Raw genomic sequence first — 15,524 nt, forward strand, 5'->3', positions numbered from 1 at the left:
GTGCTTCCGGGGGTGTCTGGCATCGGTGCGTTCCTGCGAGCGGTGCGGCGGGTTCAGGGACTGGGGAGGGTGCGCCGCGGTTGAATCTGGAGCTCCCTCATGAGCCTCGGGTCGACGAAGATACCCTGCCTCACGCACGCGCCGTCGACGCACAGGGTGCCGACCGGACAGATGGGGCACCGCACGGCGGGTCTCGCGCAGAGCTGTGACTCACAGCTCCCGGTGACGCACTGCGAGGGATGGGTGCACTTCTGCCCCACGGGGATGAGGCAGAAGCCCGAGGAGCACGTCAGCGGCGAGCGGCAGTCGTCTTCGCTGTCGCAGGTGTCGCCCAGCGAGATCTGCTCCTGGCATGCGTTTCCCTGGCAGCGGCCCGTGACGCACTGCTCGGGCTTGTCGCACGGAGAGAAGCCCGCGAGCCCACGGCAGGCGGCCTTGTCGCAAGCCAGGGGCTGGGTGCAGTCGTCGGCGCTGTCGCACGTGTCCCCGAGGGCCGCGAGCTTTTCACAGGTGCCCGCCTCGCAGCGGCCATTGGCGCACTGCTCGGGCTTGTCGCACTTGAAGCCCTTGTCCCCGAGGCAGACATTGCCCGTGCCGCAGGTAAGGTCCTTGCCACACTTCGGATCCTTCTTCGCGCAGGCCGCGCCGAGCCCCGGCCCTTCCCCGCCGCGCGAGGAGAGGACGGCCACCACGCCGACCACGATGACGAGCACTCCGGCGGCGAGCGCGACGATCCACCACGGAAAGGGTTTCTTCACGGCCACCGGAGCCGCCGCCACGGTGAAGGCCACCGAGGGCCCCCGGTCATAGTGCTCGTCCGGGTTGGCGACGTCCGTCACCACCAGGCCGAAGCCATACGAGCCCGGAGGCGTGCCCGGAGGCACCGAAATCCGCACCGGAATGACGGCCGTCCCGTCCGGCGAGAGCGTGCGCTCAGCGCCACCCGGGAAGCTCATCCACTCGGCGCGGGCGTTGCCGGCCGGCTCCACCGAGGCCCGGGCACTCACGCCCGTCCCCAGCTTGTTGGAAACGGTGAAGGACACCTCGCCCTGCCCCGTGGCATTCAGCTTCACATCGCTCGTCGTGGCGGTGATGTCGAAGGCGCGCGGCATCAGCTCGCTCCTGGTGTGGGCTGCTCGAAGAGCAGCTCGTAGGTGACATAGGCGGGCTTCTCCCGCTCGATGATGGCCTCCACCATGGGCCGGTGCGCGGCCAGCTCGGCCGGGGCGCGCACGCGCAGGTGGAAGGGCCGGGGACGTCCGTTGGCGCCGGGTACCTGCTCCTCGATGACGAAGTCCTCGCGGCCCGTGGCCGTGCGCAGGAAGAGCAGCAGCCCTCGCGCCGTGCCCCGCCAGCGCGACAGCTCCACCGCCGCGGCCACCAGCTCGCGTGTGCGGCCCAGGCCCGTGGTGACGGGCACGCCCAGGTCCACCCAGCGCGCCAGGAAGGGCACGAAGCGCTCCGGGGCTCGCAGCGGGTGGAAGAGCGCGGACAGGTCGGCCAGCGCGGCCTCGGAGGGCGCATGCAGGGCCTCCATCACGTCCAGCAGCGCGAGCAGCGGGCCCCCATCGAGGGCTCGCTGGAAGACACCGGGCAACAGCCGGGCAATCTCATTCCGCTTCATCGACGGTCACCACCTCGAGCTCATGCGGGCCCGACACCAGGAGCCAGGTGGGCGGCAGCGTCACCTTCTCCGTGAACTCCTGCGTCGAGCAATGGTCGTACTGGCCTCCGGCCTGGTGCTGGCGGTAGACGCCCGCGGGCCCTCCCGCGAGCAGCAACCCGCCGCCGGGCGCTCCCGCCAGGGCGAACACGGGTTGGAAGAGGCGCTCGCGCTCGCGCAAGGGCAGGCCGCTGTCCACGCCGGGGCGGCCCCAGGTGGCATCGCGCCGGCTCGCGTCCAGCCACAGCACGCCCGCCCGGTGCGTGGCGGCATAGGCCGTGGAGCCATTGAAGGCGAGCGCGAGGCAGCTGCCTCCGTCCCAATTCTTGTCATAGGCGCGCCACCCGTCCGGCGGATCCGCCAAGCCGAGCAGCTCCCAGCTCAGGCACCCCTTGCCCGGGTCCGCGCCACTGGCGGCGGCCAGCCCCGCCCAGAGGAAGGAGCGAGGCCCGTCGCGCTGCACCTCGAGCACGCGCACGTCCTGGTTGCGCAGGCCGATGGGGCGGAAGCTGTTGCCGCGCCCGCCCGCGCTGGAGAGGTAGACGCCACGCAGGCTCATCCCCGCCACCGCCACGCTCACTCCGCCGCGCGAGTCGGTAGCGGCGGCCACGGCGAAGAAGCCGAGGTCATGGTCCGACGGGTCCACCAGCACCTGTAGGGGCGTGGCACCCTCCTCCACCGCGAGCTCGAAGAGGCCCACGCGCGTGGCCATCAGCAGCACGGGCACGCCGTCGCGCACCATCCACGCCAGGTCCTCCACGTGGTCCAGCGTGTGCGTGGTGGGCGTCCACGTCTCGCCGCTGTCCAGCGAGATGTGGATGCGCGAGCGCTGGAGCTCGGCCGCCAGCCGCGCGGACACGGCCACCAGGCCCGCGCGCTGCGGATGCGCCTCCACGATCTCCACCTGCTCGCCGGGGAAGCGGCCCACGCGCTCCCAGCCGTCCGCGTCGGTGACGGTGCGGAAGAGCGCATCCCCTCCGCCCGCGTAGAAGGTGCGCTGCTGGAAGACGTCCTCGGAGAGGGTCCGCACGTCCTGCGGCACCTCGTCCACGAGCAGGCGCACCTGATCCACGTAGCTGACGCCGGGCTCGGCGAGCAGCGTGTCGTAGACGTGCGAGGCCCGCAGCGACTGGCCGAAGCGCCAGCCGCCCGGCTGCAGCCGCGTGGGCAACGGATTGAGGGCCAGGTGCAGCCGCTCCAGCGAGCGCCGCTTGAGCGCGGCCTGGTCCTCGGCCCGGTGCACCACCACGCGCGCCCGCACGCGCACCGTCTTGTACCGGGCCCACGTCACCTGGCACGTGGTGCCCAGGGGACGCCGCTCGTTGAGCGCCGCCTCGATGCGGGCCCGTGCCTCCTCCGTCTCGTGCTGCCGCAGCGACTCCTGGGTGACGCCCTCGCCCGAGGGCCCCTGCACGTTGGGCGGCAGGTACGGCACCAGCAGCACCTCCACCGCTCCGGGCAACGCGTGTGCCCACAGCTGCGCCTGGGTGAAGGCCTTGGCCCGGGCCACCGCGCCCGAGCTGCGCAGCGCCAGCCGCTCGTAGTCCTGTGCGGTGATGGCGCGCCCCAGCGAGTGCAGCTCCTGCGGGCCTCGCACGAGGGCGTTCTCCAGCGTCTCCGCCGCGCGGCCTCCCACGGCCGGCGAGGGGTTGGTCACCTTCACCCCGGGCAGTGCCACCTTGAGGGTGTCCAGCGCGCCCGCGGCCACGTTGCCCGAGAGCCCTCCGCCGCGCAGGTATGACAGGACGATGGCCCGCCCCGCCTTCGGGGTGGCCGCCAGGGCGCGAGGCTCCGAGGACAGCGTGCCGTCCTCTCCCGTCATCCGCACCGCGGGCGCGAAGGTGATGGTGCCCGTCATCCGGTCCACCACGTAGGCGGGCTCGTCGGGGGGCAGGTTGGAGAAGCTCTCCACCTCGCGCCAGATGCGGAACGTCTTGTCTCCGATCTTGCGCGCCGGCACGCGCCCGTCCAGCTCCGCGGGCTCGGCCTCCACGCCCACCATCAAGTCCCGCCCGTCTCCCGTCGGCGCCACGATGGGCGGCCGGCGGGCCGTCACGGTGAGGCCCGGCTGGCCGGTGCCCACGCCCGCCAGCTCCGCCTCCACCTGCTCGCCGTGGTAGGCGAGCACCTCCACGTCCGTGCTCCCCGCGGGAATGCGCACGGCCTCGGCGGTGAGGAAGATGACGGGCTCGGCGCCGGCCTCGGTGCGCGCGGTGGTGACGCCCGTGCCGCGCGGAATCTCCACCGGCCGCTCGCTCGGGCGCGTGAGGCTGAAGCGCAACCGCACCGTGGCGGCGCTCGGCGGCTGCAGGCGCACGCCGATGAGGCGGAGGAACTCCACGTACGCCTTCTCCGGCAGCCGGTTGAGCCGGTAGAGCATCGTCTCCGTGAGGTGCGCGAAGACCTCCAGCAGCACCATGCCCGGGTCATGCGGGGTGAGGTCCGTCCACTCGGGACTGGAGCGGGCGATGCGGTTACGCGCTTCCTCCAGCAGTTGCTGGAAGCTGCGGTCATCCAGGTTCGGCGAGGGAAGTGACATCAGACGGGCCCTCCCACGAGGTCGAGGCCGAAGAGCAACCGGCCGGGGCGTTGGGTGGTGCGCACGCGGTACTCGAGCGAGATGTCGAGCCGGAAGGGCTCATCGGCGCTCCGGTTGGCGTCCAGCGCGAGGATGTCGATGCGCGGCTCCCAGCGCTCGAGGGCCCGGCGCACGTAGTGGATGGCGAGGCCCGCGGTGGTGTTGTCGTTGGGCGCGAAGACGAGCCGGTGCAATTCGCAGCCGTAGTCCGGGCGCATGACGCGCTCGCCGGGCACGGTGGACAGCAGCAGGAGGATGGCCTGACGCACCGCGGCCTCCTCCTGCACCATGGAGATGCCGCCCGAGGGCGACAGGCGCAGGCCCGCGGGCCCGACACCCACCATGTCGAGATCCGGGTGGAGGAAGCGCCAGGCACGGTAGCGGGGAGCGGTCATCCGGCCTCCGACACGAACGTCTGGCCCGGCGTGGTGTCGCGGTACTTCACCACGCCCGGCGGAGTGCCGTCGGTGAGCCCGGTGACGATGTCGAGCACCACGGGCTTGCCGTCCACGCGAATCCAGGAGGAGTAGCCCGCCTGCACCTTGAGCGTGGTGGTGCAGGGTTTGATGGTGGGCCCGATGTTGGGACAGCCGGTGATGGGCCGGCCCTCGGGGTCCGCCTGGACGAGCACCGGGCGCCCGCCGATGGTCACCCACGACTGCACGGCGGTGAGGCCGACCTTGCCCAGGTGCGCGCACTGCATCAGGCCATCCAGGGTCACCCAAAGCATTCAGCTCCTCCTCCGGAAGTCGATGGTGGCGGCTTCGATGGCAATGGACTTGCCGGGCGCTTCGATCTCCAGCGCCGTCTCGGAGTGCAGGCGGACCACGTGAGGGGAGAACTGCAGGTAGCTTCCCTGCTGATCCTCCAGGCGTAGCGTCTGGTTCTCGTCGTTGAAGCGCAGTTTGAGCCCACCGGGGGTGAGCAGGGTGAAGCGGCGGGTCGAGGCCCCGGAGACGCCCGCGTCCGGTGGCCCGTTCGTCCCGTAGAGGCCCCCGAGCACCACGCCTCGCGCCGGGTCCTCCCCCGAGAGCGCGAGCAGCACCGTATCGCCCACGTCCGGCAGCATCACCAGACCCTTGCCCACTCCGGCACCTACGCAGAGCACCTGCATCCAGTCCGTCTCCACATCGCCGCACGTGGGCAGCGAGACGCGGACGCGGCCCTTGCCGTCCGGGTCATCCACCCGGCTCACCACGCCCGGCACCACCGAGGACGCATGCGGGCGCGAGCGGCGCGGCGGCGGCGCGGAGGACAGCTCGGAGATGAAGCCGTGCCGCGCATCCAGCGTATGGGTGACGGACGTCAGCACGTACTGGCCCGCCACCACCGGCACCACGCCTCGCACGTCCACGCGCGCTCCGGGGCGCAGGCGTGGGTCTCCTTCCGCCACTCCGGTGAGCACCACCTCCCGGGCCAGCCGGTGGTCCAGCTCCGCACGGGCCAGGGCCTCGGCGTGCTCGGTGGCCTCGGTGTTCTCCGTGACGAGCGCGCGCTCACCGCTACCGCCCACGCGCTCCGGCGGGACGGAGGCCTCCACGCGCCGGCCCACGCGGCCGCTCGAGAGGTCGGCCTTGTAGACCTCGGCCTGCAGGGCGTTCCACCCCGCCGAGGACACCGAGCGGCACGCCGGATCCCCATTCACCTCCACGTTGGCCTCCAGCAGGGACTCGCCGAGCACCAGCGGCACGGCGTCCCCCTGGCCCTCGAGTGACAGGAGGCGCAGCACGCCCTCCTCCAGCACGAGCCACAGGCCACAGCGCTCGGCCTGCTCGACGAGGAAGTCCAGGTCCGACTGCCCGTGCTGGATGAGGTGGCGCGAGAGCGGTCCGGGCTCGGAGGCCTCGACGGACAACCCGAGGTCCGCTACCAGCTCGCGGGCCAGGTCCCTCGGCGTCACCTGCACGTGTGCGCGCACCGGCTGGCGTTTGCGCAAGCGGTGGAGCAGGTCATAGCCGCGCACGCGCACCTGCCGCGAGCCCGAGGCCCCGTGCACGTACTCCACCGCCGTCACCTCGCCCACGAAGAGCGGCTCGCGCCGGGCGGCCACCGAGATGCGCAGCGCACTGCCCGGAGGCAGGCCCCGCGTGGCCAGGGGCCCTCGAGGGTCCGTGAAGGTGAGCTCGCACAGCGTAGGCAGGGAGAGGTGTTGATGGACGCGCAGCGACTCGAGCGTGCGCACCTCCTCGGGAGCCAGCGGCGTCCCGCCCACCTCCACGCGCAGCTCGGGCAGACCCCGGACGGACCTCATGACGTCCCCCGGAGCGCGGAAGCGGGAGGCAGGCGCAGCACCGTGCCCGTGTCCAGGTGCATCGGGTCATCGATTCCGTTGAGCGAGGCGATGAGCCGCCACATCGACGGGTCCCGGTAGCGCTCCCAGGCGATCTCATCCAGGCGCTGGCCCGAGCCCGGCTCCGGTCCTCCGCTGAGCACGGATTGGGTGTCGAAGGATTCGGGAGGAAGGCTCGCGGCGACCTGCTCGGCGTCGATGCCGCCCGAGGGCACACGCGTGGCTTCCACCTGCTGGGCGACGTCCTCCTCCACGCGCAGCAGGCGCAGGGAGAGCCACGAGCGGCGGGGCGCACCCGTGTCCGTGAAGTGCTCCAGGCGCTCGGCGACCGAGGCCACCACGCACGCCAGGTTGAGGACCTTGCCCCACACCACGCGCAGCAACGAGGGCCTGCCGTAGCCCTCGTCCGCGTGCGCGTTCTCCGCGAGCTGCCACAGGGGACGCGTCAGGTCCCTCACGTCCTCGGAGGTCACCGAGGAGCCCGCCAACGTCACGTCGAAGAGCAGCTCCAGGGTGAGCTCGGTGGTACCACCTCCGGTGAAGAGGAGCGGGTCATCCATGAGCTTCGAGCCCGTGAGCGGCACGCCCAGCGAGCGCCGGGGCCGCACGCCCGACGTCCGGCGCATCACGAGCGACTCGGGGTTGAGCAGGGCGCCCAACCGGATGCCCTCGGGCTCGATGAGGAAGGCCACGCGCTCCATCACTCACCTCGCTGCTCGCGCTCCAACCGGCGCAACCGCTCGAAGTCACGGAGCACGGCCAGTGGGTCGCTGGATTCGATGGAAGGAAGCTCCGGTGGCTCGGGCCACGAGTGCGGAGCGTCGGAGGAGAACACCCCGCCGGGCGCCGAGGACGGCTCGGCCCGGGCTGTCCCACGGAAGCGTGGAGTCCGCGGGAAAGAGGACTCCGGAATCGGGAACGAAGAGGAGCGCGAGGCCGAAGACGAGCTCACACCCGGAGCTGTGAGCACATTCGGTACGTGGACCCGTGGAGCAATCACCCCTCGCCCTCCGGGAGAGGGACGGGGTGAGGGTATCGAAGGCCCCGGGTTCCCCCTCCCGTTCATACGAGTCTCGACAACAGTCACGGGCCTCGAGCTCTCCGTGGAGCGGGAGCTCTCGGGAAGCGGGCGAAGCGAGAGCCCTCGTGTCCGTGGGGAGTGCGTGCGCTCCCGTGTCTCCGTGCGGTGGTGCGTGGGAGCAGACCCGGCCGTACCGGGCACTGGAACCGGAGTGGGCTCCGTCTCGCGAGAGAACAGAGGATCCTTCCGTGCGTCTCCGCGCCTGGAATCGGAAACAGGAGCCCCTCCCCCTCGCGCCAGCGATGGACGCGCGGGAGGCTCGCCCACAAGTGGACGCACGGGAGGCTCACCCGCTCGCGTCCCCGTAGGCGGAACAGGCACGGGCACGGGCGCGGAGTGCTCCATGGACGAGTCCTCGCGCTCCACCTCCGGAGGCTCGGAGGGCGCCGGGTGCGACGGCATCATCAAACGGACACGAGGCCGCTCCCGAGGCACAGACACCTCACCACGAACGGGCGCGGGCTCCCGCCGGGGAGCCGCCGGTGGCATCACGGACCTCGGCGGCGCGGGCACGCGAGGCACCGCGGGTGGACGCGGCCTCGAGTCCTCCAACCCCAGGCCCTCGAGCAGGTGCGGTGCCCCACGGCGGACGAGCTCCACCCAGTGCTCGGGCGGTCCTCCCCGAGTCGACTCCACCAGCCGCAGCCAGTGCTCGGGGGGGCCTCCCGTATCCACGCTTCCCGAGTCTGGGTTCCCCAGGTCTGGGTTCTCCAGGTGGGAAGACGGCGGGACGAATACCCTCTCCCCCAGGACGGACTCCGCCCAGCCCTTCACCCACCGGGCCACCGCTCGCACGAGGCCACGGCTCTTGTTGGCATGCTCATCCGCCACGGTTGATGGACTCGAAGACGAGCGTGACGGACTCGATGGCCACCATCTGCCCGAGCGCATCCAGCGCCGCCCCCTTCCACGCCGAGGGCCAGGCATCCACCAGGTTCCAGCGGAACACCTCCGTGATGCCGTCCGGCCCCGTCATGATGATGGAGACGTTCTTGCGCGTCGGCGTGCCATTCACCGACTCCATGAACCAGTTCCACAGCTCGCGCGACGTGGTCAGCCCATAGCGCAGGGTGACGTCCCCGTAGGACACTGGCCCGGGCAGCCGCCGCACCACCGGGCCCGCGCCGCCCTCGCGGTAGCGCAGCGCGTTCACCTGCACCTCGAGCCCATCGCACGCGGTGAAGCGCCCCTCGCTCACCCCGTTGATGTCCATCCGGAAGTTGTACCCACGCAGCAGCTCCGGCTGGGTTCCCGGCTGCGCTCCCCCTTCCTGCGGGGGTGGATTCTCCGCCTGTTTCGGCTCAGCCACGGGCCGCCTCCTCCGTCTGCTCCACACCGCCCGCGTGCTGGCCGATGCGGAAGATGATGAACTCCGCCGGCTTCACCGGCGCGATTCCGATGACGCAGACCAACTGGCCCGCGTCCACCACCTCGGGCGGGTTCGTCTCGGCGTCACACTTCACGTAGAACGCCTCCTGCTCGGTGCGGCCCACCAGTGCCCCGTCCCGCCACAGCCGCCGCAGGAAGGCGCTCACGTCGCGCACCACCGAGCGCTGGAGCGTCAGGTCGTTCGGCTCGAACACCACCCAGCGCGTGCCCGCGGCGATGGCCTCTTCAATCATGCAGAAGAGCCGGCGCACGTTGACGTAGCGCCACTCGGGGTCGTCCGACAGCGTCCGCGCGCCCCACACCTTGATGCCATCGCGAGGGAAGAAGCGGATGCAGTTGACGCCGCACTGGTTGAGCACGCCCAGCTCCTCGCGCGTGAGCGGAGTGGCGAGGCCCTCGGCGGCGCGGACGATCTCATTGGCTGGCGGCTTGTGCACCCCGCGCGTCCCATCCACCCGCGCGTAGATGCCCGCGATGTGTCCGGAGGGCGGCGCGTTCACCAGTTGCCTGGGATTGAACGGGTCGTACAGGGAAACCCAAGGGTAGTAGTACGCGCCGTACTTCGAGGCCCGGGCCCGCTGGCCCTTCGAGCGGCGCGGTCCCTCGGGGGGAGCCCCCTCCCTGCCCGGTGCGGCGGACACCGTGCCCACCTCGCACAGATTCTCGACGGTGGCGTCCTCGGGCGCATCCAGCACGGCCACGCGGTCCTGCATCTGCTCGGCGTGCGTGAGCAGCGCGTTGTAGGAGCCCGGGTCCGTGTAGCCGGGCGCGGCGACGATGGCCACCTCGTCCACCTCGCGCAGCAAGTCCAACCCCTGCCGGCCAGGCCCACCGCTGCCCAGCAGGCTGGGACTGTCCCCGATATTGACCACGAAGCAGCGCCGCCCGCCGTTCTCGAAGAAGCCGTAGACGGCCAGGGACAGGGGCGTGCTCTTCACGTCCTTGCCCTGACAGAACTCCTTCACGAACTGCGTCCAGTTGTTGATGGCCACCGGCTCGTTGAGACGCGCGCCAGCATTGGGGGCCTTGCCCACGAAGGCCGCCGTGCTCGTCCCCCCTGCTTCCAGCGGTTTCGGCCCGGTGGACACTTCTTCCACGTAGATGCCGGGTGTCAGATAACTCGTCGCCACGTCAGCCCTCCTTCAACGGCAGGCGCACCACCAGCGCTCCCTCCTCGGTGGGGAGCTCCTCGGCACGCACCGCGAGCACTTTTCCCTTCGCACGCACCTCCAACCGACCGAGCGGCGTGGCGGAGGGCACCGAGGCAAACCGGAAGAGGCCCTTCGCGTCGGTGCGCGCGCTCAGGCCCATGGACGGCAGTTCCACCAGCGCCTCCGGAATGGGGATGTCTCCGGGCCCCACCACGCGGCCCAGCAGCGCTACCGCGGGCACGGTCCGGGTGATGAGCGGCACCTTCACGCGAGGCACGGCCGACACGGGACGCTCGCGCTCGAGCGGCACGCGCAGGCGGAAGGCGGGCCGGGGCGCCAGGCCCAGCGCGGCCCACAGCGGCACCGGGAGTGGCGAGAGGTCCACCTCGAAGCCGGGCTCTTCCAGGGCCGCGAAGACGAGCTCGCCCAGCAGGTGGTGCGAGCGCTCGGGGGATTCCCCACCGGCGGTGACGAGGTAGCACAGCGACACCCGGAGCGGCGGCCGCCGGGACGAATGGGCCGGGCGCGGCGGCGGCGCCGGGGCGAGCTCCAGCAGATAGAGGCCCACGCCCCGCTCCACGCTCTCGCGCTGCGGCACGGCCAGGGAGACGGGCGCGTCGCCGAGCACCCGCCCCACCCACGTCTTCAGACGTTGATCGACTTCATCGATCATAGGCCCCTTCGCCGAGATATCGGGGATTTCGAGAGTTGGCTCTCGCACCCTTTCTCGGAGTGCCGCGAGACTGGGCACGTGCCAAAGGCCAGGGAAGTGTGCCCCGGGGAGGGAGCGGCGTCCGTGCGCCGACACTCGGGGTGCGCCGGAGCGCGCGGCTCAGCGCCTGGGCCAGTCGGCCAGGATGCGCTCGGCCGCGGCCTGCTGGCTCCAGTCCACCTTGCCGCTCAACACCAGCGGGCGCTGGTAGTCGGTCTGGATGCGGATCTCCGTCCACACCGGCACGCGAGCGTCGTAGTGCACCTCCCAGGCGTTCCAGCGCACGGCGCCCACGACGGACGCCGCGCGCTCCATGCACGCGTCGAAGGTGGCCTCCGAGGGCAGGTACCGCAGCTGCCCGATGAGGGACGGAATGTGGATGGACGTCACGCCCGGGGAAGGCGCCACGCCCGTGACGGCCCGCAGCACCTCCAGGTCCCGATTCGCCGGAAGGAACGCGACGTAACCGGGACGAAGGACCGCGAACCCCTTCCGCGAGGAGTTGCCCTGGGAGAGGGTCGCCTCGTAGCAGGCCACGTCGGCCAGGCGCTCGGCGGCCGTCGAGCCGAGCAACGGCGGCTGGCGCTGCACCTCCAGCACGGCCCCGAGGTCTACCTGCTGATTCTTCGGATGCAGCAGGTGCAGCGTGCGATCCCCCACCACGCGCACGCTGAAGGGGGTGGACCGGATGCCGTCCGCCGGGATGGAGCGCAGGGGGATCTGCACCGGCTCGCCCACGAGGGGCTTCCACACGAACCGCTCGTTGGTGAGCCAGAACCTGCCGGAGCGCGCCACGGTGAAGAACACGCTCGCGATGAGCAGCAGCATCATCACGAACGCCCCCAGTCCCCCCACGAAATGCGTGGCCATCAACCCCAGGAGGATGGCCGGGAAGAGGATGAACGGGGCCCTCGTCTCCGCCGAGTCCCCCTCGAGCACGCGCACCTCCCCCGCCATGGGCTCCAGGGGCATGGGCTCGAGGACGATCCTCTCGAGCCGGGCAAGCGCCTCCACCAGCGACGCCGTGCTGGAGACGCGGGACAGGGAGCGGAGCCGTTTGTGGACGAGTGCCTCCAGCCGGGCCCGGAGGGCGCGCGTCTCGCGGACGGTGGCGAGCACGGGCAGGTCCTCGGGCCACTGGTCCGTCTGGGTGCGGCGCTGGATGCGGGCCTGGGCCTCCTCGAACGCGGGCTCCTGGCGCAGCACGGCCTGGAGGGCCTCGGGGTGCTCGCGCAGGTGGCGCTTCCACCCCGAGCCCGACAGGAGCGACTCCAGCGAGGCATAGCGGGCGCGCGCGGCCTCCACCGTCTCCAGGCGGCCCTCGAGCTGACGGCGCACGTCCTCGGTGGAGGGGCCACGCTCCCAGGAGGAACCCGGCGACTCCCCCATGTGCACGCGTCCGGACATGGGAGCCGAGGCTAACGCGTTCCGCTACGGCGGGCTGGGAGTGGTGGTGGCGTTTGTCGCCGCCGGAGCAGTCTCGCCCGTCGTTGGAGTCTGCGCGGGAGCCGACTGCTCACCCGGAGGCGCCGCGGTGCCCTGCGGGGCCGGAGCGGGCGCACCCGAGGGAGACGTCGTGGCCGCCGTCACGGGAGGCGTCTCGGCCGGAGCGGACCCAGGCGAGCCCTCGGCGGCCGGAGAGGGAGCGGCCACCTGCGTCGTCCCCTCCGTCGCGGGAGCGGCCTGCGGCGCGGGAGCGGGAGACTCGGAAGCGGCTGGCGGCGTCTCGGCCGTGGCCTGTTCCACCGGAGCGGGCTCGGGCTTGGGCTCGGGCTCGGGCACCGGCGCGCCCGGAAGGGAGTGCTCCCGCGCCACCTTCGCGAGCCGCGCCAGGCCCTCCTCCATGTCCGCGCCGAGCCTCGAGCGGATGAGGGGCACCAGGTAGTGCGCGAGCGGGTTGCCGCCGATGCCGCCCTCGTCCACCCACGTCACCCGGGTGCCGGAGCCCTCGGGCGCGAAGGAGATGCGGCCCTGTGCGAGGTAGCGCCCCTGCTCCACCGACAGCTCATAGGCCACGCCCGTGTTCGGGTCGGCCTGCGTGAGCGACAGCGTGCCCTGGCCCACGTCCTCGCCGCGCCAGCTGCGCACGGCCCCCACGCCCTCCGCGGGCCCGCCGAACGTCCACTGGCTGCCCGGGTAGCGCTTCGCGTTCCACGGCGCCCACTCCTGCCAGCGCTGGAGGTTGGCCACGTGGCGGTAGATGGCCTCGGGCGGAGCCTGGAGGACGGTCGAGCGCTCGACGCGGTACTTCGACGGCAGCACGAGTCCGATGGCGAGCACGAGCCCCACCACGGTCGCGAAGGCGATCAGGATCTTCTTGAGCATCGAGCGGTTCCAGGGGCCAGATGCACCCGGATGATGCACCGTAGCAGACCCCGTCGATCGGTCGAGCCCTCCCGGACACAGGTGTCCCTGTCCCACCTGGAAGCCCTGCCCGCCCGCCTGTCCACCCTGCCTGGAAGCGAACCGTGTGCTCGTGGCTTCTCTCCGGGCGCGGGCTCGCGAATGATTCGCCTTCAGGCCGGGGTGGCCCCGGAAGGGACGGAGTGATGCGCACGACAATCGGCCCGAGGGGCGGCCCGGACACGGCGGACCTCGTCAGGAGGAGCGTGCGGTGCATGCGCGTGCTCACCTGTCTGGGGGTGTTGGTGCTCGCACCGGGAGCGAGGGCCCAGCAGGAGCCGGAGGACACGGACGCGTCCGAGACAGAGGGCACGGTGACGGCACCGGCCCCCACGGACCCAGACGCGGCGCCGCCGTGGAAGACGCGCTTCGGCGCGAGGCTCGTCGCGGGAGCCCCCGAGGGCGTGAGCGTCGAGGCGCTCATCCATCCGCGGCACTGGCTGCGGGCGCACGTGGGCGGCTCGCGCAACCGCCTGGGCTACGGGGTGCGCGGAGGGCTGAGCCTCATCCCGCTGGAGCTCTTCGTCGCGCCCTCGCTGGAGCTGGAGTACGGCCACACCTTCAAGGCGGACTACAACGAGTTGCTGACGCAGCTGCACGGGCAGCCCACCACGGCGGCCACGGGCACCCGCGAGGTGGGCTACGACCAGCTCAGCGCGAGCCTGGGCCTGGAGGTCTCGCCCTGGCGCTACGTGACGTTCTTCGGGGGCGTGGGCATCAGCTACTGGTTCATCGGAGTCCCGGACGCGAAGGCCTTCCTCCACGAGTCGGAAACCAATCCCGACGTCACCGCCCGGCCGCTCACGATCGGCCTCTCCAGCCCGGTGGCGAAGCTGGGCCTCATCGTCTACTTCAACTGACCGGGTTCCCCATGCGCGCCCTTTCCCGCGTCCTGCTGCTGACCACCACCGCGCTGCTCACCTCGGGCTGCCGGAAGATCGCCGACACCTTCTTCGTGGTGAACGCCGAGACCGAGGAGATCTGCAAGACCGAGCGGAACATCACCTTCCCCGCCGCCACGCCGGACACGGGGACGCTCGTGCACACCGTCGAGTTCCCGCTGGGGGAGATTGGCTCGGACCTGCCCGAGGGCCGGTTGGAGACGGAGTTCCGGCTGCGGCTGTTCCAGCTCGACGTGACGGCGGGTGGCGCGGACCTGAGCGGAATCCAGTCCGCGAAGGTGTCCCTGAGAAGGCTCGGCTCGGCGGAGATCATCCGGACGCTGCTGGAGTACCGCCAGCCCTCGGACGCGTTCTCGCCCACGCGCATCACCCTGCGCGCGGTGGAGGCGGCGAGCGTGCCGCAACTGGCGCGGGATGACCGGCTGGAGCTGGTATTCGAGGCCCAGGGCACCCTGCCCTCCCAGGAGTGGACGGCGGACCTCCAGGCCTGCGCGGGACTGTGGACCGAGGTGCACTACTTCGACTTCATCTACTGACGGAGGCGCCAGCCAGCGAGTCCACCCACTCGCGAGCGCGGGCGTTGGCCTTCAGCAGGAAATCGAAGTGCCCGGCGCGCAGGCGCGTCACCAGCTCGCGGTCCCGGGCGATGACCTGGGAGGCATTCCAGGGGAAGGCGCGGAGCGGGGACGTGTCCTCGCCATCGTGGAACGCGGGAGCGCCCTCCAGGTAGCGCGCGTAGGTGTCGAAGAACGCGTCGAGGCACGAGGCGACGGGGACGGCATACAGCGCCTCGTAGACGTCGACCCACACCACGGGCTGGAGACCGCGCGCGTCCACGAGGGAGGGCACCGTGGCGTAGCAGTAGGCCAGCCGGTCATCCTGGGCGAAGACGAGCAGCGAGCCGAACGGCTCGGCCTGGTCCTGGCGCCAGTGCGTGTTCACCTGGTGCAGGTCGGGCCGATGCGGGTGGCGCTCCGGGAAGACGTAGAGCTCGTCCCTCACCCAGAGGTAGCCCACGCGCGAATGGAGGGCCGCCAGTTGTGGGTCCATCGGCTGCCCCGCCACGGAAGCCGCCACCGGGTGCTCGGGTGCGAGGGGTGGCTCGTACTTCAAGGGATGAGCGCGGCTGCGGCACACTTCCAACAGGCGCTCCAGGCCGGGCAGCGCGGTCGCGGACTGCATTCCTCCAGCTCCTCTCGGGTGTCTTCTGCGGTCAACCCACTGTAGATGACCGCGAAGGTCATGTCACGGCCGCGCGCATCCGTTGCGCCCCGGGCCGGACGGGACGCAGACGCTGCGCGCCGAACAGATGGGCTCGCGCGCGAGTGCCTCGCCGCCCCGGTGTGGCCGGAGCC

Annotated in this window: 15 protein-coding genes; 2 read left to right on the forward strand and 13 right to left on the reverse strand. The window is 71.6% G+C overall.

The features are described 5' to 3' along the window. Positions 1-53 precede the first annotated feature (53 nt). The 12 genes from ACJ8AN_RS31965 to ACJ8AN_RS32020 form a co-directional block, all read right to left on the reverse strand. Positions 54-1,112 carry a hypothetical protein gene (locus ACJ8AN_RS31965; protein ID WP_407759320.1) on the reverse strand — a complete coding sequence of 353 codons (1,059 nt, stop codon included), beginning with the start codon at positions 1,110-1,112 and terminating at the stop codon, positions 54-56. Continuing rightward, positions 1,112-1,624: a phage tail protein gene (locus ACJ8AN_RS31970; protein ID WP_407759321.1), complete on the reverse strand. Its 513-nt coding sequence runs from the start codon at positions 1,622-1,624 to the stop codon at positions 1,112-1,114. The genes ACJ8AN_RS31965 and ACJ8AN_RS31970 overlap by 1 nt, the downstream gene beginning before the upstream one ends. Beyond that, positions 1,611-4,202, reverse strand: a complete 2,592-nt coding sequence (locus ACJ8AN_RS31975; protein ID WP_407759322.1) for a putative baseplate assembly protein — start codon at positions 4,200-4,202, stop codon at positions 1,611-1,613. The genes ACJ8AN_RS31970 and ACJ8AN_RS31975 overlap by 14 nt, the downstream gene beginning before the upstream one ends. Further along, positions 4,202-4,636: a GPW/gp25 family protein gene (locus ACJ8AN_RS31980; protein WP_407759323.1), complete on the reverse strand. Its 435-nt coding sequence runs from the start codon at positions 4,634-4,636 to the stop codon at positions 4,202-4,204. The genes ACJ8AN_RS31975 and ACJ8AN_RS31980 overlap by 1 nt, the downstream gene beginning before the upstream one ends. Next, the gene (locus tag ACJ8AN_RS31985; RefSeq protein WP_407759324.1) at positions 4,633-4,971 is read right to left on the reverse strand and encodes a hypothetical protein; all 339 of its coding nucleotides are present in this window, start codon (positions 4,969-4,971) and stop codon (positions 4,633-4,635) included. Before ACJ8AN_RS31985 ends, ACJ8AN_RS31980 begins: the two co-directional genes overlap by 4 nt. Beyond that, complete coding sequence (locus ACJ8AN_RS31990; RefSeq protein ID WP_407759325.1) at positions 4,972-6,492, reverse strand: phage baseplate assembly protein V; 1,521 nt, start codon at positions 6,490-6,492, stop codon at positions 4,972-4,974. Beyond that, a complete protein-coding gene (locus tag ACJ8AN_RS31995; protein WP_407759326.1) occupies positions 6,489-7,232 on the reverse strand; it encodes a hypothetical protein in 744 nt (247 codons plus the stop codon). The genes ACJ8AN_RS31990 and ACJ8AN_RS31995 overlap by 4 nt, the downstream gene beginning before the upstream one ends. A 1,200-nt stretch (positions 7,233-8,432) precedes the next feature. After that, on the reverse strand, positions 8,433-8,921 hold the full coding sequence (locus ACJ8AN_RS32000; protein WP_407759327.1) for a phage tail protein: 489 nt from the start codon (positions 8,919-8,921) through the stop codon (positions 8,433-8,435). Then, positions 8,914-10,131, reverse strand: a complete 1,218-nt coding sequence (locus ACJ8AN_RS32005) for a phage tail sheath family protein (RefSeq protein WP_407759328.1) — start codon at positions 10,129-10,131, stop codon at positions 8,914-8,916. Before ACJ8AN_RS32005 ends, ACJ8AN_RS32000 begins: the two co-directional genes overlap by 8 nt. Before the next feature lies 1 nt (position 10,132). Beyond that, positions 10,133-10,825 (reverse strand): carboxypeptidase regulatory-like domain-containing protein, encoded by a 693-nt coding sequence (locus ACJ8AN_RS32010; RefSeq protein ID WP_407759329.1) that lies wholly within the window; start codon positions 10,823-10,825, stop codon positions 10,133-10,135. Positions 10,826-10,984: 159 nt separating this feature from the next. After that, positions 10,985-12,271, reverse strand: a complete 1,287-nt coding sequence (locus ACJ8AN_RS32015) for a hypothetical protein (protein ID WP_407759330.1) — start codon at positions 12,269-12,271, stop codon at positions 10,985-10,987. 24 nt (positions 12,272-12,295) lie between these two features. Further along, complete coding sequence (locus ACJ8AN_RS32020) at positions 12,296-13,189, reverse strand: SRPBCC family protein (protein WP_407759331.1); 894 nt, start codon at positions 13,187-13,189, stop codon at positions 12,296-12,298. A 293-nt stretch (positions 13,190-13,482) separates the two neighbouring features. Here ACJ8AN_RS32020 and ACJ8AN_RS32025 point away from each other — a divergent pair, with 293 nt between their 5' ends. Together ACJ8AN_RS32025 and ACJ8AN_RS32030 are read left to right on the forward strand one after the other, a co-directional pair. Beyond that, positions 13,483-14,127, forward strand: coding sequence for a hypothetical protein (locus ACJ8AN_RS32025; protein WP_407759332.1), 645 nt, complete (start codon positions 13,483-13,485; stop codon positions 14,125-14,127). An 11-nt stretch (positions 14,128-14,138) separates the two neighbouring features. After that, the gene (locus ACJ8AN_RS32030; protein ID WP_407759333.1) at positions 14,139-14,705 is read left to right on the forward strand and encodes a hypothetical protein; all 567 of its coding nucleotides are present in this window, start codon (positions 14,139-14,141) and stop codon (positions 14,703-14,705) included. Here ACJ8AN_RS32030 and ACJ8AN_RS32035 read toward each other — a convergent pair. After that, positions 14,695-15,351: a hypothetical protein gene (locus ACJ8AN_RS32035; RefSeq protein ID WP_407759334.1), complete on the reverse strand. Its 657-nt coding sequence runs from the start codon at positions 15,349-15,351 to the stop codon at positions 14,695-14,697. The two genes, ACJ8AN_RS32030 and ACJ8AN_RS32035, sit on opposite strands and share 11 nt — an antisense overlap. Between the last annotated feature and the right edge of the window lie 173 nt (positions 15,352-15,524).

The organism is Archangium sp. (assembly GCF_045802675.1).
In the GTDB taxonomy this organism is placed as follows: domain Bacteria; phylum Myxococcota; class Myxococcia; order Myxococcales; family Myxococcaceae; genus Archangium.

Bases quoted from the DNA above. Each gene is read 5' to 3' on its own strand.
- ACJ8AN_RS32035 (WP_407759334.1), bottom strand. From the start codon at position 15,351: ATGCAGTCCGCGACCGCGCTGCCCGGCCTGGAGCGCCTGTTGGAAGTG.
- ACJ8AN_RS31975 (WP_407759322.1), bottom strand. From the start codon at position 4,202: ATGTCACTTCCCTCGCCGAACCTGGATGACCGCAGCTTCCAGCAACTG.
- ACJ8AN_RS31985 (WP_407759324.1), bottom strand. From the start codon at position 4,971: ATGCTTTGGGTGACCCTGGATGGCCTGATGCAGTGCGCGCACCTGGGC.
- ACJ8AN_RS31965 (WP_407759320.1), bottom strand. From the start codon at position 1,112: ATGCCGCGCGCCTTCGACATCACCGCCACGACGAGCGATGTGAAGCTG.
- ACJ8AN_RS31970 (WP_407759321.1), bottom strand. From the start codon at position 1,624: ATGAAGCGGAATGAGATTGCCCGGCTGTTGCCCGGTGTCTTCCAGCGA.
- ACJ8AN_RS32025 (WP_407759332.1), top strand. From the start codon at position 13,483: ATGCGCGTGCTCACCTGTCTGGGGGTGTTGGTGCTCGCACCGGGAGCG.
- ACJ8AN_RS31980 (WP_407759323.1), bottom strand. From the start codon at position 4,636: ATGACCGCTCCCCGCTACCGTGCCTGGCGCTTCCTCCACCCGGATCTC.
- ACJ8AN_RS32020 (WP_407759331.1), bottom strand. From the start codon at position 13,189: ATGCTCAAGAAGATCCTGATCGCCTTCGCGACCGTGGTGGGGCTCGTG.
- ACJ8AN_RS31995 (WP_407759326.1), bottom strand. From the start codon at position 7,232: ATGGAGCGCGTGGCCTTCCTCATCGAGCCCGAGGGCATCCGGTTGGGC.
- ACJ8AN_RS32010 (WP_407759329.1), bottom strand. From the start codon at position 10,825: ATGATCGATGAAGTCGATCAACGTCTGAAGACGTGGGTGGGGCGGGTG.
- ACJ8AN_RS32030 (WP_407759333.1), top strand. From the start codon at position 14,139: ATGCGCGCCCTTTCCCGCGTCCTGCTGCTGACCACCACCGCGCTGCTC.
- ACJ8AN_RS31990 (WP_407759325.1), bottom strand. From the start codon at position 6,492: ATGAGGTCCGTCCGGGGTCTGCCCGAGCTGCGCGTGGAGGTGGGCGGG.
- ACJ8AN_RS32015 (WP_407759330.1), bottom strand. From the start codon at position 12,271: ATGTCCGGACGCGTGCACATGGGGGAGTCGCCGGGTTCCTCCTGGGAG.